Genomic DNA, 19,550 nt, shown 5'->3' on the forward strand with positions numbered 1-19,550 from the left:
CGCGACGGACAAAGGGGTCTCGAGACAATGACAACCGCATCACTGGCGCGAGCGACGACGCCCGCGGAACTCCGGCGCGTGGCCTTCGCCACCGTCATCGGCACCACGGTCGAGTGGTACGACTTCTTCCTCTACGCGAGCGCCGCTGGACTCGTCTTCTCGCAGCTCTTCTTCCAGCCCGCCGGACCGCAGGCCGCGCTGCTGCTGTCGTTCGCGACGGTCGGCGTCAGCTTCCTGTTCCGGCCGCTCGGCGCGTTCGTCGCCGGGCACTTCGGCGACCGCATCGGCCGGAAGAAGATGCTCGTCATCACGCTCTTTCTCATGGGTGCTGCCACAACGCTCATCGGTCTGCTGCCGACGTACGACCAGATCGGGATCGTCGCCCCCGCCCTGCTCGTGCTCCTGCGTATCCTGCAGGGGCTGTCGACCGGCGGGGAGTGGGGTGGCGCCGTCCTCATGGCCGTCGAGCACGCCCCCACCGGTCGCCGCGGCCGGTTCGGTGCCTTCCCGCAGATCGGCGTCCCGATCGGACTGCTCCTCGCCTCCGGCATGCTCGCCCTCATGACGGGCGTGATCTCGCCCGGCGCGGCGTTCCTCGAGTGGGGCTGGCGGATCCCATTCCTGCTGAGCTTCGTCCTGATCATCGTCGGCTACGTCGTGCGCCGGAAGGTCGACGAGAGCCCGGTCTTCGTGGCGCTCGCCCGCAACAAGGAGCGTCGCCGGGTCCCGATCGTCGAGCTCTTCCGCCACCACTGGCTGCTCGTGCTGCTCGCGGCGCTCACCTTCGCCGGCAACAACGCCGCCGGCTACATGACCACGGGTGGCTACATCCAGAACTACGCGACGACGCCGCTCGCCGACGGTGGCCTGGTGGGCATGGAGCGGACGCCGGTGCTGCTCGCGGTGACGGGGTCGGCCATCGTCTGGCTCATCGTCACGTGGTTCGCGGGTTCACTCTCCGACCGGATCGGCCGACGCAACACCTACATCATCGGTTGGGTCGCGTTCCTGGCCACCGTCTTCGTGCTCTTCCCGCTCGTCAACACCGGTGACCCGAGGCTGTTGTTCCTCGGGCTCGCGCTGTTCACGATCGGCAACGGCTTCACCTACGGGCCACAGGCGGCGTACTTCGCCGAACTGTTCCCCGCGTCGATCCGGTACACGGGGGTGTCGGTCACCTACGCGATCGGGGCCATCCTCGGTGGCGCGTTCGCGCCGACGATCGCGACCTGGCTGGTGCAGGTCACGGGGTCGTCGACGAGTGTCGCGTTCTACATCGCCGGCATGATCGTGATCGCCTTCGCGGCGACCCTCCTCCTCCGTGACCGCACGGGTATCCCGCTCGGTGGCGAGGCGGAGGACGAGCAGAGCCGTGGTCAGGTCTACGGCGCGCGGAGGTAGCCGCGGTCAGACCGACGACGCGATGGTCGCGGCCCCCTCGATGAGGCGGGCCGCGATCTCGGTTTCGGGTCGGCTGCTGGAGACGTAGACGACCGCGAGGGCGGAGGCCGGCGAGCCGTGCACAGCGAGCGGGGCGGCGATGGCGCGGAGGCCGGTGATGACCTCGTCGTGGCTCGATGCCCAGCCCTGTTCGCGGACCACCGCCAGCTCGGCGCGGTGGTCATCGTCGAGGGCGTCCGGCCACTGGGACGCAGGCAGACGGGACGCGATCGCCTTGCCGGGAGCGCCGACGCCGACCGGGTGCCGGGTGCCGGGCCGCTGGGCGATCGACCCCATCGTGTGCCGTGGCTCGACACTGACGAGGGTGACGATCTCGTCGCCGTCCAGCACCGTGAGGAAGCATGTCATGCCGAGCTCGTTCGCGATCGCCGTCAGCTCCGGCAGGCCGGCGGCCTGCAGATCGTGGGAGACGCCGGCGGCGAGGGCTGCCAGGCGCGATCCGAGTGCGATCCGTCCCGTACCGTCGCGGACGACCAGGCGGTGGTCTTCGAGCGTGCGCAGCAGCCGGTAGGTGACGCTGCGGTGCAGACCGAGCGTCGCGCTCAGGGCGTCGATCGTGAGCGGGGTGCGCGCATCGGCCAGGACCTCGAGGATCCGGATGCCGCGCGAGAGCGTCTGGGAGTGGGCGCTGCTGGCATCGGTCACGCTCCGACCCTATCGACGAGCCCCTCGAGTTGCCCTGATCGGTGCGATTCTTCGTCGAAACCGTGCAGCGTCGGGCGACTCAGTCGTCGATCGGGTAGGCGACGAAGGCGAACCGTGAGCTGTCGGGTGCCCAGCTGTTCACGTTGAGGGTGCCCTGCCCGCCGAACAGCGGGTAGCGGCGGAGCGGGGTCGCCCAGTCGTCGGTCGAGACGAGCCGGACCTCGACGTCGAGGTCGGCGGGGTGTCCGATCGTGCCGGCGGGGAAGGCGATGTACGAGGCCAGGCGGGCGTCGGGGGAGAGGTGCGGGAACCAGTCGACGGTGTCGCTCACGACGAGTCGCTCGAGCTCGCCGCCGCCGTCGGGGATCCGTGCGAGCTGCGCATGGCCCGGGGCCGAGCCGAAGTGTTCCGTGTTGCAGAGCAGCCACCGGCCGTCGGGAGACCACTCCGGACCGTCGAGGTGGCCGTCGCCCGTGTCGAGGACGGTGACGGGGCCGCCGCCCTCGACCGCCGGAGCGATCGCGAGTCGACCGGGGTGCTCGAAACCTTCGAGCTCGACGTACGCGATCCGCGTGCCATCGGGCGAGACGCCGTGGAGGAAGTGCCACCGGTCGTCGTCAGCGGTGAGCTTCGTGACCGGCCCGCCGGAGAGCGCGCCGCGGTAGATGTGACCGTCCATCGCCGAGAGGAGGATGTGCTCGCCATCGGGGTCGAGGACGTGGTCGTTGTTCAGCTCGGGAAGGCCGTGGAACTCGATCGGCGTGAGCCCCGCGGTCGGGTCATCGACCGCGAGCGCCCAGAGCCGCCCGTTGCCGTTGAGGAGCAGCGTCCGGCCGTCGAGGGACCAGTTCGGTGCTTCGACGAGGAGCTCGTCGGTCTCGAAGAGGAGCACGGGCGCGTCATCGTGCGGCCCGCCGAGCAGGACGCTGGAACGCTGGCCGGGGGCGAGGGCGCGGAAGGTCATGCGCCCATCGTCCTCCAGTCCGTCGTGATCCGGGAGGATCGTTGCTCCCGGATCACGATCCGACGACTACTTGACGAGCGCGAACCCCGCGGTCCAGGAGATCTTCTCCGACGCCGCCAGCGCGAGCTGCAGGAAGCCGATCGCCTCGAGTTCGTGCGCGCGCTTCAGCGACCCGGCGTCGACGGCCTCGAGGCCACCGGCGGTCACGAGCTGCTGGAGTGCCGCCTTGGCGTCGGCGTCGTCCCCGGCGATGAGGACCGTGGTGGTCACATCGCCGACCTGCTTCGCGGCGAGGGTCGCGGCGAAGTTCGTGTTGAAGGCCTTGAGCACGTGGGACGTCGGGAGCTTCGCCTGCAGTTCCGCTGCAGCCGAGCTGCCGGCGGGGACGGTGAGGGCGTCGAAGGTCGAGAAGTCGAGGGGGTTGGTGATGTCGACGACGACCTTGCCCGCGAGCTGGTCGGCGTACTGCTCGACGATCGTCGCGAGGGCCGGGTAGGGGACCGCGAGGACGACGATGTCGCCGGTGATCGTGCCGGTCTCGGCCGACCCGAGGTGGTCGACGGAGGCGCCGCCTGCTGCGAGGACGCCGGCGATGGCGCTGCCCATGTTGCCGGTTCCGAAGATGGTGACGTTCGTCATGACGATGCTCCTTCTCGTGGCCGCCTGGTCACGGGTCAATTGGTTGTTGATACAACTAACGTAACACCGGTTAGTTGTAGGCGCAACTATTGCTACGCTGGAGACATGACCGACACGCGATGGCTGAGCGACGACGAGCAACGCTCCTGGGTGCGCTTCGCCGCGGTGCTCGAACTCCTGCCGGCTGCCCTCGACCTCCAGCTCACCCGGGACGAGCACCTGACGCACTTCGACTACTTCACGCTCGCGATGCTGTCCGAGACGCCGGACCGCACGCTGCGCACCTCGGCGCTCGCGGCACGGACGAACGCGACGCTGCCCCGCTTGTCGCGGGTGCTGACGCGCTTGGAGGAGGCCGGCTTCGTGGCGCGGACGCCGTGCCCGGAGGATCGACGGGCGACGAACGTGACGCTCACCGATGCGGGCTGGGACAAGGTCGTCCAGGCTGCGCCGGGCCAGGTCGAGCACGTGCGGTCGCTCGTGCTCGACGCACTGACGCCGGCGCAGATCGAGCAGCTCGGTGAGATCTCCGCCGCCCTCCTGACGAAGCTCGACCCCGACGGCCGGATGTTCGCCAGCGAGGCCTGATCTCCGTCACCTGGGGGATTCGCCGGGCTCGAGGGCTGCGTAGCGTGGGGCTCGACGTCGTGGACACCACCGAGCGCGACGCGGATCGGAGCGAATGATGACCGGATCGACGCAGCCCGAACCTGCACCACACGGGGACGAGGTGCCTCAGGACGGTCCCGCCTCGGCGGAGCCCGAATCGACGCCGCCGCCCACGTCGCTCAACGGTGGGACGACCTCCGTCTGGTACTTCGTCGGCGCCACGTTCCTCTTGGCCGGACCCCTGATCTTCGGTGTCGACGACTTCGGGTTCTTCCGGATCATCACCCTCGTCCTCGGGGCGGTCGTCATGGTCGCCGGGTTCGTCGTGCTGCGACGTGAGGGCGGCAAGCGGCCCTGAGGTCGCTGTCGCCGGGGCGCCTCGCCAACCGTTCAACCGGCGAGCCGTTCAGCCCGCGAGCCGGTCAGCCCGCGAGCCGTTCAGTCGGCGAGGAAGGCCCTGATGCCGTCGAGCAGGCGGTCGACGTCCTCGTCCGAGGTGTACGGGGCGACGCCGACGCGGAGGCCGCCGACGTCGTCGAGGCCCAGTGCCGCGAACGGCTCGACCGCGTAGAACGAGCCAGCCGGTGCGAGGACGTCGCGAGCGGCGAGGAACGCGGCCGCGTCGGCTGCACGCCTGCCCGGGAACGTCATGAACAGCGTCGCCGTGCGCTCGGCGGCTCGCGAGTGCAGCTCGACGAGCGGGCCGAGCTCTGTGAGAGCCTCCTCGATGCGGGTGCGTAGCGCGAGTTCTCGTTCGTGGACGGCTGCGGCGGAGGCCACGAGACGGTCGCGCCTCGTCGTGGCGTCACCGGGGTCGATCGACGCGAGCACGCCGATGGCCGCCGTCACGCCGGCCATGAGCTCGTAGGGCAGCGTGCCGAACTCGAAGCGCTCGGGCACCACGTTCGTCGACGGCAGCAGCTTGTCGGGGTGGATCGATTCGAGCAAGGCCGGCGACGCGGCGAGGACACCGCAGTGCGGCCCGAAGAACTTGTACGGCGAGCAGACGAAGAAGTCGGCGCCGAGGGCCTCGACGTCGACGACGTGGTGCGCTGTGTAGTGGACGCCGTCGATCCAGACGAGCGCGCCGACCGCGTGCGCCCGGTCGGCGATCGTCCGCACCGGCGGGATGGTGCCGAGGAGGTTCGACGCGGCGGTCACGGCGACGAGTCTCGTCCGCTCGGTGATGAGGTCGTCGAGGTCGGCGAGGTCGAGTTCGCCCGTCGCCGGGTCCAGATCGATCCAGCGCACGGTCGCACCCGCGCGGTCCGCAGCCTGCACCCACGGGCGGACGTTCGCGTCGTGGTCGAGTCGGGACAGGACGATCTCGTCGCCGGCGATCCAGCCGCGCGACAGGTGTCGGGAGAAGTCGTAGGTGAGCTGGGTCGCGCTGCGACCGTAGACGATGCCTCGTTCCTCTGCGGCGAGCAGGTCGGCGCACGCGGCACGGAAGGCGGTCACGGCGTCGTCCGCCCGACGCTCGGAGGCGACCGACGAGCCCCGGTTGGACAGCGGCCCGGTGAGGGTGTCGAGGATGGCCTGGCCGACGGCGAGCGGCGTCTGGGTGCCGCCGGGGCCGTCGAAGTGGGCGATGCCCGAGGCGAGGGAGGGGAACGCGGTGCGGAGGAGGGCGACGTCGAGGGTCATGCGTCCATCCTGCCGCGCCAGGAGCCTGAACGTGCGGACCAGGGGAGCGAGCGCGCCATCGCTTGATACAGTGCCTGTGTGTCCATGCTCATCGCTCCGCCCCGTGTCGGGCGTCTGGAGGTCGTCGGCGTCCGCAACGCCGGCCCGAGAGAGCAGCGCACCCGGTCGACCACCTCGCCCACCCGGTGAGGACGTCGGCCTCGTCCGTCGCGCTCGTCCGAGCGACGACGACGGGGCCGCGCACCCTGACGCACCCACCGCAGCGCACCGACGCGCGGAGGGTCTCTCCGCCGTCTCCACGACGGCCCAGCCGGAACCGGTGAACCCATGATCCCCCTGAACGAATCCCAGATCCGAGCCTCCTTCGTCAACGCGTCGCGCAAGGAGGTCAGTGACGTGAGCCTGCCCGTCGACTTCGACACGCTCGACTTCGAGGTGCGTGACTTCCTCGGGTGGCGCGACAAGAAGCTACCGCGACGCGCCTACGTGGTCACGATCGTCGACGGCGAACCCGTCGGCATCCTGCTCCGGCAGGCCGACGCGATGCCCCGCACCCGGCCGCAGTGCGCGTGGTGCCAGGACATCACGCTCAGCAACGACGTCGTGTTCTACAGCGCGAAGCGGGCCGGACAGGCCGGCAAGAACGGCGACACGGTCGGCACGCTCGTCTGCGCCGACTTCCAGTGCTCGGCCAACGTGCGGAAGCTGCCACCGCTCGCCTACGTCGGTTTCGACGCGGAGGCGGCCCGCCAGGAGCGCATCGCGACGCTCGGCGTCCGTGCCGCCTCCTTCGCCTCCTCGGTCCTGAACGGCGTCGGCTGACCCGCTGAGTCGCCCGGATCTGCGCGAGATCCGGCTGATTTTGTGCAGATTCGGGCGATTCAGGCGGACGGGGCGGTCAGGGACGAGGCTCGGACCTGCAGCTCGGGGAGGACCTGGGTGCGCTGCGTCGGGCGGCGACGGCCCTCCGACAGGCGGGCGACCATCGTCTCGACGGCCATGCGACCGATGTGTTGCTTCGGCGGGCGCAGCGCGGTGATGGGCGGTTCGCCGTTCTCCGCGACCTCGTCGTCGTAAGCGACGATGGCGAGGCCCTCGGGGATCCGCACGCCGCGGTCGAGGCAGTGGTGCTCCAGCAGAATCGCCTGCGGGTCGGCGTGCACGAACAGCGCGGTGGTCCCCGTGGCGAGGCACTCGTCGACGAGCGCACCCAGCCGGGCGTCCCTCGCGCCGTTCTCGACGTCGTCGATCTCGGCGTTCACCGTCAGGCCCGTGTCCAGCCCGAGGTCCGCGGACGCCCTGGCCCACCCGCGCCGCAGGTGGTCGGAGGTGGGGGAGTGCCGCGCCGCGGCGATGCCGATGCGACGGTGCCCCTGCTCGTACAGGTGGCGGACGGCGAGGACCGCGCCGAACTCGTGGTCCGTCGTCACCCACTCCAGTGAGCGCAGCGCGAGCGAAGACGGCGCGCGACGCTCGGCCAGGACGACCGGGATCGGCAGTGCGTCGAGCCAGGCGAGGAGGGCGTACCCGTCCTGGCCCGCGGTGTCGGGCACGGCGATGAGCCCGTGGATCCCACCCGTCTCGACGAGCGCGGCCATCTGCCGGCGCTGGTCGGCCGGATCGTAGGACGAGCCGCGGAGCACGAGCTGCGAGCGGCTGAGGGCGGCCGTGGCGCGGGCGCCGTTGACGATCTGCGGCCAGTAGTAGCTGAGCGACGGCACGACCATGCCGATGCGGTACCTGGCGGGGCCGGCGGCGTCGGCGGATCGCGCGACCGTCTGATCGAGGGAGCTCCGGGCGGTGGCGCCACCGTGGACCCGCGTGACGAGCCCGAGGTCGGCGAGCGCCGTGATGTCGCGTCGGATCGTCAGCTCCGTGACGCCGAGGATGACGGCGAGTTCGCGGACGACGACGGAACCGTTGCGTCGGACCTCGTCCATGATCCGTTCGCGGCGCTCGATGCCGAAGACCTGCGAGGGTCCGGCGCCGGCCGGTGCTCCCCGGTCGCCGTCGTCGCTCATCGTGCGGCCTCCACGGTGACGAGCAGACGATCCGCATCGGGACGCGGCAGCAGCCGCACGCGGGTGATCGTCTCGCCCCAGGACGACCGCATCATCGGGTCGTCGAGCCGGACGACCTCGATCGCGACCTCGGTCGCGTCATGCTGGAGCATCACGTCCCGGACGTCGGCGACCGGTCGACGGACGCGCAGACTCGCCTGATCGACCTCGGTCACGTCACCCCACAGCATGAGGGTGACGGCCGTGCCCGCCGGGTCGTCGAGGGTCCAGACGTCCTCGATCACGACCCGTGACGCCGTGCGGTCGAGCGTCGCGGTCCGGCGCCAGTGTTCGTGCTCCGCCAGCCCGTAGGCCGCGGCGAGGTCCATCGACCAGCTCGCCTGTGCGCCCTGGTCTCCGCCCCGGCGATCGCGCGCCGCGAACTCCGGTCCGTGCTGCTGCAGCAGACCGCGCGGTGCCGGGACGCTGTGCCAGTCGCTGCGCATGCACCAGATGTCGTAGCGGTCCGGGCCGAAGGTCCGCGCGTCGTAGGTGGGCCGCCCGGGATCGATGACCGCGGGGACGCCGTCGAGCGCGACGATCACGCTGCCGAGGTCGTTGTGGTTGTGGTTCTCGTCGTTGTGGCCACCCTTGAGGCTGACCGCGAGTCCGTCGGATCGCCCGTCGTGCTCACGGGCGAGACCCACGCCGATCGACGGCAGGTCGACCGATGCTGGCAGCGGCAACGTCGCGTTCCGGGCGTCCGCGACCGCCCACGCACGATCGAGGCAGACGCGGACGAGACGCCCGAGTCCGGCCCGGTCCGTGCCGACGGGCGCGCCGGGATCGCGATGGGCCGTGGCGTACGCGACGACGTCCGGCAGCTCGAGTCGCCGACCCCAGCGATGCAGCAGGTCGAACGGGAGCGAGCGGTCACCGCGTGCTCGGGCGTCCGCGACGTTCACGTACCAGTCGGCGGACAGCTGCATCCGCAGCGGGAAGCGCAGTGACTCGGGCAGCAGGTCGAGGTCGTCGAGCGCGAGGCGACCGCCGGCGAGACGATCGAGGGTCTCGACCGCCTCGAGGGCGCGAGCCGCCCCGTTCCACCAGTACTCCCAGCCCTCGTCGATCGCGCCGTCCCGAGGGAGGCCCGCCAGGTAGCGGTCGATGCCGCCGACCGCTCGGTCGATGACGAGCTCGGCGCGGTCGGGGCTGCAGAGCACAGCCGCCGCCGCGATCGTGTTGCCGAGGATCCAGGGGTTCCAGTTGTGGAGGACGACCGGCTCGCCGTCAGGGTCGACATCCAGGCCGAGCCAGTGCCAGTCGTCGCGGTCGAGGAACGGTCGGAACACCCGCTGCTCGGCCTCGGCTCGCAGCCGGTCGGTGAGGCCCGGGTAGCGCTCGTCGAGCTCGTCGCCGAGGACGGCGATCGCCCAGGCGACGGCCGCGACCGCCTCACCGGCGCCGAGGTCGAGGAACGGTTCGTCGAGCGACGGCGTGACCGTCCCGAACCGACTGAACGCGTCGTCGTGGGCCGCCCAGCACCAGGTCGTCTGCTCCGCGAGGAGCCACAGGCCGTCGGCGACCTCGGCGAGTGGGTCGTGCGGCGCCGGAACCGCGACACCGGCTGCGGACGCGGCGGCGAGGACCACGGAGCGGGAGAGGCGTGCGAGTCGGTCGCCGACCGCCGTCTCGTAGGAGATGCGCTCCCCGGCGAGCGGGTAGGCGCTGTACTGCGAGAAGAGCGGCTGCGGCCAGGGCGTCGCGGCACGGTCGTCCCGCGCTGCTTCGGTGGCGGCCTGCGCCACGAACGCGTCGAGCAGCCGTCGGTCGATCGAGCTCCAGTCGCCGTCCGGCACGATGGACCGCAGTGCGGTCGCTGGGCGCTGTGACCACGCCGTCACCAATGGGCCGTGCGACCGACGCAGCTCATCGGTGGCCGGTGTTGCGGGTGCGGTCTGCGAGGGTGGATTCACGACGTCTCCATGATCATCTTCGATCGAGCTTGTTCGTTTGTGATCGACTGTTTTGACTCCGATCGGATTGGAGTATTCACTACCTGACAACCGCATGCAACCGCGGCCCACTCGAAGGAGAGCACCAGATGTCGAACGCCGCGCGCCCCGCAGCCCTGGTCGCCATGTGGCCCGACGTGTTCTCGACGCTCTTCGACGACGCCCGCCTGGCCCGGCTCCACGAGCTGTGCGAGGTCCGCGACGACGAGACCACCGGCGACCTCGACGACCCGGCGCTCGCCGCACGGCTCGCGGAGGTCGAGGTGCTCATCACCTCGTGGGGCACCCCGCCGCTCACGGCGGAGCGGCTCGACCGCATGCCCCGGCTGCGCGCGGTCTTCCACTGCGCCGGCACGGTCCGCTCACTCGTGACCGACGCGGTCTGGGAGCGCGGCATCGTCGTCACCACGGCCGCCGAGGCGAACGCCATCCCGGTCGCCGAGTTCACCTTCGCCTCGATCGTGCTCGCCGGCAAGCGGGCACAGGTCTTCGCCCGCGACCCTCGGGCGCACCGTCGCGAGTGGCGCACGCTGCTCGAGACCACGAACCTGTCCAACCTCGGACGCCGCGTGGGCGTCGTCGGCTTCTCGCGCATCGGCCGTCGCGTCGTCGCCCTGCTCCAGCAGCTCGACGCGGTCGAGGTGCTCGTCGCCGACCCCTACGCCGACGCCACGGCCGTCACCGCGGCCGGAGCCCGCCTCGTCCCGCTCGACGAGCTCCTGCCGAACGTCGACGTGCTCTCGCTGCACGCCCCGGAGCTCCCGGAGACGAAGCGCATGATCGGGGCTGCTCAGCTCGCAGCGCTCCCGGACGGCGCCACGGTGATCAACACGGCCCGCGGGAGCCTGCTCGACACCGACGCCCTCGCAGCGGAGTGCGCGAGTGGACGCCTCGACGCGATCCTCGACGTCACCGACCCGGAACCGCTGCCCGTGCACTCGCCGCTGCTCGACCTCCCGAACGTCTCGATCACCCCGCACATCGCGGGCTCCCTGGGCCGGGAGACGCTGCGCATGACGGACGCGGCGCTCGACGACCTCGAGCGGTTCCTCAACGGCGAGGACCCGCGCGAAGCCGTCCGGGTCGCCGACCTGGGGGTGAGCGCCTGATGGTCGCGCTCCTGACCGCCCCGGTGTCGGAGACACTCGCCCTGGACCGCACCCTGTCACCGTCGACCGGCTGGACGCGCAGGCACTGGGAGGACCTCGCGGACCGGCTGCTCGGCGGTGCCGAACCCTTCACCTCGCCCGGTCGTGCCCGCATCCTGTTCCCGGGTGCGCCAGGCGGCTACGGCTCCGACATCGACGGACTGGAGGGGTTCGCGCGGACGTTCATGCTCGCCGCCTTCCGCATCGCCGGTGATCCTGCACGGACAGGCGACCTCGTCGAGCGCTACGCCGCCGGCCTCGCGTCGGGCACCGACCCGGACTCCCCGGAGCGGTGGCCGCGGCCGGACGAGGTCGACCAGGCCAAGGTCGAGGCCGCAGCCATCGCAATCGGACTCCACCTCACCCGTGCCGAACTGTGGGACCGTCTCGACGACCGGACCAAGCGCACGACGATCGACTGGCTCGCCACCGTCATCGGCCAGCCGTACCCGCCCATCAACTGGGTGTGGTTCCGCATCGTCGTCGAGGAGTTCCTGCGCACGGTCGGTGGCCCGTTCTCGGAGGCGGACCTCGAGGCGGACCTCGAGGAGGACCTCGCGATCGCGGACGGGTTCTTCCGTGAGGACGGTTGGTTCGCCGACGGCGGCACGCGCGCCTACGACCACTACACCGGGTGGGCGCTCCACCTCTACCCGGTGCTGTGGCGCACGATGCTCGCGCCGGGCCACCCGCATCAGGCTCGACTCGACCGTTACGACGCCCACCTCGACCGCTACCTGGAGGATGCCGTCGCACTCGTCGGCGCGAACGGTTCACCGCTCGTCCAGGGGCGGAGTCTCATCTACCGCTTCGCCGCCGCGGCGCCGTTCTGGGCCGGTGCGATGGCCGGATCGACCGCGCTCTCGCCGGGACTCGTCCGTCGGGCGGCCAGCGGAGTCGTGTCGCACTTCGACGCCGCCGGCGCCCCCGACGACCGCGGGATCCTGACGCTCGGCTGGCACCAGGAGTGGCGGCAGCTCGCACAGTCCTACTCCGGCCCCGGGTCGCCCTACTGGGCATCGAAGGGCATGCTCGGGCTCGCGCTCCCGGCCGACCATCCGGTGTGGACTGCGATCGAGGAACCACTGCCGATCGAGCGGGGCGACGTCCTCCGCACCATCGTCGCCCCGGGCTGGATCGTCAGCGGGACGACCGCCGACGGCATCGTCCGTGTCGTCAACCACGGGACGGACCATGCGAACGACGGCGTCGCCCAACGCGACGCCCCGCTGTACGCGCGTCTCGGCTATTCGACGGCGAACGCGCCCGTGCTCTCGGCCGATGCCCGCGACCCGTTCGACGGATCGGTCGTGCTCCTGGACGCCGAGGGCTCCCCGAGTCACCGTTCCGGCTTCTCCCGGGGTGGGCTGACGACGCTGCCGACCTCCGACGGGTCGTCCACCGGCTGGGCGACGTCGTCGGGCGTCGCACGCTGGATCGACGCCGACGTCGACGGTCCCGACCACGGGCACGGCCACGCGGCGGAGCGGACCCGCACCGGCGCGCGGATCGACCTCTGCTCGGCCGTCCGGGGCCCGTGGGAGGTGCGGTTCGTCCGCGTCGTCCCGGGCGCCGGCGACCAGGTTCCGCTCGGCGCACTGCGTGTCGGCGGGTGGACCGTCAGCGGTCGTGACCTGGCCGTCGCCACCGACCCGACCTCGGCGGTCGCCGTCACCGACGGTGTGCGTTCGGCCGTCGTCGCGTTCCCGAACGAGCGCGACCCGTTCCCGACCGGCGCGCTCCGGTCGGGCGTCCGCGACCTCGACGACGCCACCCCGCTCGGACCCCGCTCGGGCACGCCGTGGTGCGAGACCGACGCACCCGTCCGCCCGGACCACTGGCACGCGTTCGCGCTCCTCCTGGACGGCGCCACGCAGCCGGGCGTCGTCGCCCCGGCGATCGCGGGCGACGCCGGGTCCACCGGCCGCACCATCACTTGGCCGGACGGGGCGACGACCTCGCTCGACCTGCCCGCGTCGCACTGACGCCCACCGACCTCTCCATCCCGCAGCATCCCTGTTCCACCAGCACCGCCACCTGCACCGCCACCAGCACCGCCATCACCACCGACAGCACCACTACTCACCGAGGAGCATCCGCAATGAAGCGACCCATCCTGACCATCTCCGCGATCGCCGCAGTAGCCGGCCTCGCCCTCACCGGCTGCTCGGGTGCCGGCTCCGCCCAGCAGGACGAGGACGGACCCGTCACGCTCAGCGTCTCCGTCTGGAACTACGATCAGACGCCCGAGTTCAAGGCGCTCTTCGACGCCTTCGAGGCCGAGCACCCCGACATCACGATCGAGCCCGTCGACATCCTCGCCGACGACTACTCGGACAAGGTCACGACGATGCTCGCGGGCGGCGACAAGACCGACGTCCTCACCATGAAGAACGTGACCGACTACGCGCGCTACGCGAACCGTGGCCAGCTCGTCGATGTGGGCGACGTCGTCGACGACATCGGCGCGGACAAGCTCGCCGGGATCGAGCCGTTCGCCCTCGACGACACCTACTACGCGGCGCCGTACCGACAGGACTTCTGGCTGCTGTACTACAACAAGGCCATCTTCGACGCGGCCGGCATCGAGCACCCCGACAACCTCACCTGGGACGAGTACGCGGACATCGCGGCGAAGCTCACCTCGGGCGACGGCGACTCCAAGGTCTACGGCACGTACAACCACTACTGGCGCTCCGTCGTCCAGTCGATCGCCGCAGCCCAGACCGGCGGCGACCTGATCAGCGGCGACTACGGCTTCATGCAGGACCAGTACGACCTCACCCTCGACCTGCAGGAGCAGGGCTACGCGCTCGACTACGGCACGGCGAAGACCCAGCAGATCAGCTACCGCACCATGTTCGAGACCGGCAAGGCCGCGATGATGCCGATGGGCACCTGGTACATCGCAGGCATCGCGCAGTCGATCGAGACGGGCGCGACCGACGTCGACTGGGGTGTCGCGCAGATGCCGCAGCTCAAGGCCGGTGGGGAGACGGTGACCTTCGGCTCGCCGACCGCGTTCGCCGTCAACAAGAACTCCACGCACCAGGCCGCCGCGAAGACCTTCCTCGAGTTCGCCGCGAGCGAGGCCGGCGCGAAGGCCATCGCCGCGATCGGGGTCGTCCCCGCGTACCAGTCCGACGACGTCACCGCGGCGTTCACGGCCCTCCCGACCGACGACCTCTCGGTCAAGGCGTTCCAGGAGCCGAAGGACGTCGTCCTCGAGATGCCGGTGAGCGAGTACTCCTCCGACGTCAGCTCCATCCTCGACGAGGAGCACGACCTCATCATGGTCGGCGAGTCGGACGTCGACGACGCCATCACGAAGATGCAGGACCGCGTCAAGAACGACGTCCTCGTCGACTAGTCGCGATCGCGGGGCCGGCACGCTCGGCCCCGCGATCCCCGCGTCCGCCCGGCGCGTCCCCACCGACCCCGCACCACCGTCCTCGAAAGGCTCGTCATGGCGATCGCAGCCCCACCGCAACGCACCCGCTCCAGCAGCCGCGTCCGCAGGAATGCGCTCGTCGGCTGGAGCTTCATCCTGCCGAACTTCATCGGCTTCGCGCTCCTGACCCTCATCCCGATGTGCGCGGCGTTCGTCATCGCGTTCATGAAGTGGGACTCGTACTCGCCGCCCGAGTGGGTCGGGTTCGCCAACTTCGCCCGCATGATGCGTGACGAGTCCTTCTGGATCGCGCTCGGCAACACCGCCTACTACGCGGCCGGCCACATCCCGCTCACGATCCTCGCGTCGCTCGGCCTGGCACTGCTCCTCAACCGCAAGCTCCGCGGCCTCGGCTTCTTCCGCACCGCGATGTTCTTCCCGTACATCACCTCGCTCGTCGCCGTCGCCGTCGTGTGGAACATGCTCTTCAACCCCACCGCCGGCCCGATCAACCAGTTCCTCGAGCTCATCGGTGTCGCCGACCCGCCCGGCTGGACGACGAGCTCCGCGTGGGCGATGCCGGCCGTGATCATCACGAGCGTGTGGCGCGACATGGGCTACTACATGGTGCTCTACCTCGCGGGGCTCCAAGCGATCCCGCAGGAGTACTACGAGGCCGCCGAGGTCGACGGTGCGAACGCCTGGCAGCGGTTCTGGAACATCACGATCCCGTCGCTCCGTCCGACGACGTTCTTCGTCCTCATCATGGTGACGATCGCGAGCTTCAAGGTGTTCGACCTCATCGTCGTCATGACGGGAGGCGGGCCCGGCCGGTCCACGCTCGTCCTCTCGCAGCTCATCTACCGCGAGGGCATCACCGAGAACCGCTTCGGCTACTCCTCGGCGATCTCGCTCGTGCTGTTCGTCATCGTGCTCGTCTTCACCGTCGTCCAGTTCAAGCTGCAGCAGAGGAAGGAACGCTGATGTCGACCAGCGCCACCACGCGTGCCTCGTCCACGGTCCCGTCGTCGGCGGAGGTCGCGATCGCCGAGGTCACCGACGCCATCACCCCGCCCGTGCTCCCCGGGGCCGGAGGCAAGCGCACCCGGGTGCGCCGCCACGGTCCGATCTCGCCGCTGCGCCGCGTGCTCATCTACGTGATGCTCACCGTGCTGACCGCGATCATCTTCGTCCCGTTCTTCTGGATGGTCTCGTCGTCGCTCAAACAGAACAACGAGGTGTTCTCGATCCCCGTCCAGTGGATCCCCACCGAGTTCGTCTGGCAGAACTACGTCGACATCTGGACCCGCATCCCGATGCTGACCTACCTCAAGAACTCCCTGTTCCTGTCGGTCACGATCACGATCCTGCAGGTGCTCACCGGGAGCTTCGCCGCCTACGGCTTCTCGAAGATGCACTTCAAGGGACGTGACGTCCTGTTCGTGGCCTACATCGCGACGATCGCCGTGCCGTGGCAGGCCTACATGATCCCGCAGTACATCATGATGCAGAACGCCGGCCTCGTGAACACGCACCTCTCGATCATCCTGCTGCAGGCGTTCGGCGCCTTCGGCGTGTTCCTCATGCGGCAGTACTACCTGACCATCCCCGACGAACTGAGCGAGGCCGCCCGCATCGACGGCCTCAACGAGTACGCGATCTGGTGGCGGATCATCCTGCCGCTCACGAAGCCGGCGCTCGCGAGTCTCGCGCTGCTGACCTTCGTCTCCACCTGGAACGACTACATGGGTCCGTTCATCTACCTGACGAGCAACGACCTCTGGACCGTGCAGCTCGGTCTGCGCTCCTTCGTCGGGCAGTACGACGCCGAGTACGCGCTCATCATGGCCGGGTCCGTCGTCTCCGTCATCCCTATCGTGCTGATCTTCCTCCTCGGCCAGCGCTACTTCATCCAGGGCATCGCGACGAGCGGGATGAAGGGATGACCGCGGTGACCGAGCGGCGGGCGGACAGCCGTGCCGGCGGCGTGCGCGGACTGCTGCAGCCGCGCCGGGAGACCTTCGAGTCGGTGTTCGGCGTCGTGTGCCGATCCCTCATGGTCGGCGTCGGCGTCGGGATCGGCGCGCTCCCGCTGGCGGCCGCGATCGTCCTCGTCGCCGAGCCGCTCACGAGCTGGCCGTTCCTGCTACTGTGCTCGCTCCCGCTCGGCCCCGCCTTCGCCGCCGGCTGCTGGTCGTTCCAGCGGTCGCGCGACGCCGCCGATGCCGGGCCGCTGCGGGAGGTCGGGATCGGCCTCCTGCGGACGTGGCGACCGGCGCTCGCCGTGTGGTCGCTCGTGTGCGCGCTCACCTTCGTCGTCGTGATCGACATCGTCGCCGTGTGGGGGACGCCGTTCGCGATGCTGCTCGGGCCGCTGCTCGTCGTCGTGCTGCTGCTCGCGGTCGTCGCAGCCTTCGGCGTGTTCGCCGGGCTGGCGGCCGCTCCGGGCCTGCGGTTCCGGGCACAGCTGCTCGGCGGGCTCGTCCGGACCGTCCGTCGGCCAGGCACCTCGCTGCTCTCGCTTGTCCTCCTGGCCGCCTGGGCGGTCATCGTCCTCGCTCAACCGGTGCTCGGGCTCCTCGCCCTCGGCGGTTTCGTCCTCTACGCGGTCTGGAGCAACGCCGCGGCGGCGCTCGCCGACTGACCTCCCGGATTGTCCGACGCTCGGGCCCGTTGAGTGGTTGGATCGACGCATGGGCGAGCACAGAGGTCACGGGCACAGAGGTCAGCGGACACTCACCACCAGCGGATGGCGCGACTTCTGGGCGAAGGGCGGTATCGGCCGGGCATTCCTGCTGGCCATCGTCTACCTCGCCCTCTACCTCGGGGCCGGCTGGGTCGTCGGTCAGCTCTTCGGCTCGCAGATCGGCGAGGACCTCTTCGCGACCCCGCAGAGCGTGTTCTTCGGGCTCATGCTGCCGCTCATCATCGGCTCCGTCCTTCTGGCCGGCTTCGTGCTCTCGGTCGGCTGGTTCCGGGAGCTCTTCGCGAAGCAGCCGATCCGCGGACGCTGGTGGATGTGGGCTGCTCCGATCGTGATCCTCGCCGCAGTCGTCCTGCGGTTGCTCGGCATCGACTACGGGAGCTACGAGGGTTCCGTGGTCGTGGTCGCGATGCTGTCCGGCGTGTTCATCGGGTTCGCCGAGGAGATCCTGACCCGCGGTCTGGTCGTGAAGATGCTGCGCGACGCCGGAGGTTCGGAGTGGATCGTGATGGTGATCTCCTCGCTGGTCTTCGCGCTGCTGCACGCGTCCAACCTCCTGTCGGGCCAACCGGTCACGACCGTGCTCGTGACCGTCGTCTACACCTTCGGATTCGGCGTGTGCATGTACCTGACGCTCCGGGTGACCGGCAACCTCATCTGGCCGATCCTGATCCACGGACTCTACGACCCGACGCTCTTCCTCTCGACCGGTGGGATCGACCACGCGGGAGCCGCCGCCGGTCAGAGCGTGTTCCTGGCGATCGCCGGTCCGGCCAACCTGCTCATCATGCTCGTGGCCGTGATCGGCTTGATCGTCGTCCGTGGGCACGTGCAGGCCCACCCGGCCGACGACGTGCTGCGTCCGTAGCCGGCCGGCCCCTCCAGCGCAGTGGCCGAGTACGCTCGGACGGATGACCACCGCGCGGCAGTACCCGGCGACGATCGCCGCGCCGGTCGAGCACGAACTCGTGATCAAGAAGTCGCGCTTCCTCGGCCTGGCGCATCCGGTCGCCTCCCCGGAGGACGCCGAAGCGGTCATCGCGCGGGTGAAGAAGCAGACGTGGGACGCACGACACCACTGCGTCGCGATGGTCACCGGGCTGCTCGGCGACCAGGCCCGCTCGTCCGACGACGGTGAACCGTCCGGCACGGCGGGGATGCCGATCCTCGAGGTCATCCGGCGGCGCGAGCTGACCGACGTGGTCGTCGTCGTCACGCGGTACTTCGGCGGCGTCAAGCTCGGGGCGGGCGGGCTCGTCCGTGCGTACTCGTCCGCGGCCTCCGAGACGCTCGACCTCGCCGCGCTCGTGCGCCGTGAGACGCTGACCCGCGCGACCCTCGTCGTCCCGCACGCCGACGCCGGGCGGTACGACAACCTGCTGCGCGATTGGGCCGGTAGCCACGGCGCGACGCTCGGCGATCAGACCTACGGGGCGCGGGCGGAGCTGGAACTGTGGGTCCCGCCGGCGGAGCTGGAGCGGCTCCAGGCCGACGTGGCGTCGGCCTCCAACGGTTCGCTCGCCGTGGCCGTCGGGGAGGAACGCGTCGTCGACGTCCCGGCGCCTCGCTGAGCTGCCCGGATCTGCGCGGAATCAGCCGGATGCTGAGCAGATCCGCGCGACTCAGGGGAACGTGCGGTCCCGATAGGGTCGGGTCATGCACACCGACGTGACCCGCATCGACGGGCTTCCCGACCTCGCCTGGACCTCGACCCCCGGAATCGCATCGTTCGACGCCGATGCCGGAGCGCTCACCCTCACCTCCTCCGCCGGCGTCGACTGGAGCAACAGCTCGCTCGGTGGGCCGCGTGAGTTGCGTGCCACGGCGCTCGCCTTCGACGCACCCGACCACTTCACGCTCTCGGCACGGGTCGCGGTCGTGGGCGAGCGCAGCACCTTCGACGCCGGTGCCCTCGCACTCTGGATCGACGACGAGCACTGGGCCAAGCTCTGCTTCGAGCAGTCGCCGCAGGGGCAGGCGATGGTGGTGAGCGTCGTGACGAACACCTGGTCGGACGACGTGAACTCGACGCACGTCACGGCCGACCACGTGTGGATGCGCGTCAGTCGTCTCGGCGAGGCATGGGCGTTCCACAGCTCGACCGACGGTGTCACGTGGGACTTCGTCCGGGTCTTCCGTCTGCACAGCGACGCCCCGGTGCGCATCGGCTTCCTCTCGCAGGCGCCGCTCGGTCCACCCTGTGAGGCGCGGTTCGACGAGATCGCGTTCGGAGCAGCACCCCCGACGGACCTCCGCGACGGGAGCTAGTCGTCCTCGACCGGTGCGTCCGCGGATCCGGAGTTGACGTATCGGAACCTATCTTCCTA

General features: G+C 70.3%; 19 protein-coding genes. 13 read left to right on the plus strand and 6 right to left on the minus strand.

Annotated elements, in window-relative coordinates; all coding sequences use genetic code 11:
- Positions 1–27: 27 nt before the first annotated feature.
- A complete protein-coding gene (locus ITJ66_RS04250) occupies positions 28–1,401 on the plus strand; it encodes an MFS transporter (protein WP_194643644.1) in 1,374 nt (457 codons plus the stop codon).
- A gap of 6 nt (positions 1,402–1,407) precedes the next feature.
- Here ITJ66_RS04250 and ITJ66_RS04255 read toward each other — a convergent pair whose 3' ends face one another.
- The 3 genes from ITJ66_RS04255 to ITJ66_RS04265 all read right to left on the minus strand — a co-directional run bounded on the left by ITJ66_RS04255 (position 1,408) and on the right by ITJ66_RS04265 (position 3,709).
- A complete protein-coding gene (locus ITJ66_RS04255; protein ID WP_194643645.1) occupies positions 1,408–2,106 on the minus strand; it encodes an IclR family transcriptional regulator in 699 nt (232 codons plus the stop codon).
- A gap of 79 nt (positions 2,107–2,185) precedes the next feature.
- Positions 2,186–3,070: a PD40 domain-containing protein gene (locus ITJ66_RS04260; RefSeq protein WP_194643647.1), complete on the minus strand. Its 885-nt coding sequence runs from the start codon at positions 3,068–3,070 to the stop codon at positions 2,186–2,188.
- Positions 3,071–3,136: 66 nt separating this feature from the next.
- Positions 3,137–3,709, minus strand: coding sequence for an NADPH-dependent F420 reductase (locus ITJ66_RS04265; RefSeq protein ID WP_191940362.1), 573 nt, complete (start codon positions 3,707–3,709; stop codon positions 3,137–3,139).
- 105 nt (positions 3,710–3,814) lie between these two features.
- On the opposite strand from ITJ66_RS04265, the gene ITJ66_RS04270 reads away from it, so the two are divergent.
- Both ITJ66_RS04270 and ITJ66_RS04275 read left to right on the plus strand, forming a co-directional pair.
- Complete coding sequence (locus tag ITJ66_RS04270) at positions 3,815–4,297, plus strand: MarR family winged helix-turn-helix transcriptional regulator (RefSeq protein WP_194643649.1); 483 nt, start codon at positions 3,815–3,817, stop codon at positions 4,295–4,297.
- A 97-nt stretch (positions 4,298–4,394) separates the two neighbouring features.
- Positions 4,395–4,676, plus strand: coding sequence for a hypothetical protein (locus tag ITJ66_RS04275; protein ID WP_194643652.1), 282 nt, complete (start codon positions 4,395–4,397; stop codon positions 4,674–4,676).
- An 80-nt stretch (positions 4,677–4,756) separates the two neighbouring features.
- Here ITJ66_RS04275 and ITJ66_RS04280 read toward each other — a convergent pair whose 3' ends face one another.
- Positions 4,757–5,965: a cysteine desulfurase-like protein gene (locus ITJ66_RS04280; RefSeq protein WP_194643654.1), complete on the minus strand. Its 1,209-nt coding sequence runs from the start codon at positions 5,963–5,965 to the stop codon at positions 4,757–4,759.
- Between the two features lie 327 nt (positions 5,966–6,292).
- Here ITJ66_RS04280 and ITJ66_RS04285 point away from each other — a divergent pair, with 327 nt between their 5' ends.
- Positions 6,293–6,787 (plus strand): FBP domain-containing protein, encoded by a 495-nt coding sequence (locus ITJ66_RS04285; RefSeq protein WP_194643655.1) that lies wholly within the window; start codon positions 6,293–6,295, stop codon positions 6,785–6,787.
- 59 nt (positions 6,788–6,846) lie between these two features.
- Here ITJ66_RS04285 and ITJ66_RS04290 read toward each other — a convergent pair whose 3' ends face one another.
- A complete protein-coding gene (locus ITJ66_RS04290; protein WP_194643658.1) occupies positions 6,847–7,986 on the minus strand; it encodes a substrate-binding domain-containing protein in 1,140 nt (379 codons plus the stop codon).
- Positions 7,983–9,941 carry a heparinase II/III family protein gene (locus ITJ66_RS20100; protein WP_194643660.1) on the minus strand — a complete coding sequence of 653 codons (1,959 nt, stop codon included), beginning with the start codon at positions 9,939–9,941 and terminating at the stop codon, positions 7,983–7,985. The genes ITJ66_RS04290 and ITJ66_RS20100 overlap by 4 nt, the downstream gene beginning before the upstream one ends.
- Before the next feature lie 128 nt (positions 9,942–10,069).
- Between ITJ66_RS20100 and ITJ66_RS04300 the strand changes: the two genes are divergently transcribed.
- From ITJ66_RS04300 to ITJ66_RS04340, 9 genes are all read left to right on the plus strand, one after another.
- Positions 10,070–11,089, plus strand: a complete 1,020-nt coding sequence (locus tag ITJ66_RS04300; RefSeq protein ID WP_202938617.1) for a hydroxyacid dehydrogenase — start codon at positions 10,070–10,072, stop codon at positions 11,087–11,089.
- A complete protein-coding gene (locus tag ITJ66_RS04305) occupies positions 11,089–13,113 on the plus strand; it encodes a DUF2264 domain-containing protein (RefSeq protein ID WP_194643662.1) in 2,025 nt (674 codons plus the stop codon). The genes ITJ66_RS04300 and ITJ66_RS04305 overlap by 1 nt, the downstream gene beginning before the upstream one ends.
- A 116-nt stretch (positions 13,114–13,229) precedes the next feature.
- Positions 13,230–14,498 (plus strand): ABC transporter substrate-binding protein, encoded by a 1,269-nt coding sequence (locus ITJ66_RS04310; protein ID WP_194643664.1) that lies wholly within the window; start codon positions 13,230–13,232, stop codon positions 14,496–14,498.
- A gap of 96 nt (positions 14,499–14,594) precedes the next feature.
- Positions 14,595–15,503, plus strand: coding sequence for a carbohydrate ABC transporter permease (locus tag ITJ66_RS04315; RefSeq protein ID WP_124768540.1), 909 nt, complete (start codon positions 14,595–14,597; stop codon positions 15,501–15,503).
- Positions 15,503–16,465 carry a carbohydrate ABC transporter permease gene (locus ITJ66_RS04320; RefSeq protein ID WP_137242439.1) on the plus strand — a complete coding sequence of 321 codons (963 nt, stop codon included), beginning with the start codon at positions 15,503–15,505 and terminating at the stop codon, positions 16,463–16,465. Before ITJ66_RS04315 ends, ITJ66_RS04320 begins: the two co-directional genes overlap by 1 nt.
- Positions 16,462–17,163 carry a hypothetical protein gene (locus ITJ66_RS04325; protein WP_194643666.1) on the plus strand — a complete coding sequence of 234 codons (702 nt, stop codon included), beginning with the start codon at positions 16,462–16,464 and terminating at the stop codon, positions 17,161–17,163. Before ITJ66_RS04320 ends, ITJ66_RS04325 begins: the two co-directional genes overlap by 4 nt.
- Before the next feature lie 49 nt (positions 17,164–17,212).
- Positions 17,213–18,091, plus strand: coding sequence for a CPBP family intramembrane glutamic endopeptidase (locus tag ITJ66_RS04330; RefSeq protein WP_194643668.1), 879 nt, complete (start codon positions 17,213–17,215; stop codon positions 18,089–18,091).
- 43 nt (positions 18,092–18,134) lie between these two features.
- Complete coding sequence (locus tag ITJ66_RS04335; protein WP_194643671.1) at positions 18,135–18,794, plus strand: YigZ family protein; 660 nt, start codon at positions 18,135–18,137, stop codon at positions 18,792–18,794.
- Positions 18,795–18,879: 85 nt separating this feature from the next.
- On the plus strand, positions 18,880–19,491 hold the full coding sequence (locus ITJ66_RS04340; protein ID WP_194643673.1) for a DUF1349 domain-containing protein: 612 nt from the start codon (positions 18,880–18,882) through the stop codon (positions 19,489–19,491).
- The last annotated feature ends 59 nt before the right edge of the window (positions 19,492–19,550 follow it).

It is taken from the genome of Plantibacter sp. VKM Ac-2885 (genome assembly GCF_015351205.1).
Classification (GTDB): domain Bacteria; phylum Actinomycetota; class Actinomycetes; order Actinomycetales; family Microbacteriaceae; genus Plantibacter; species Plantibacter auratus.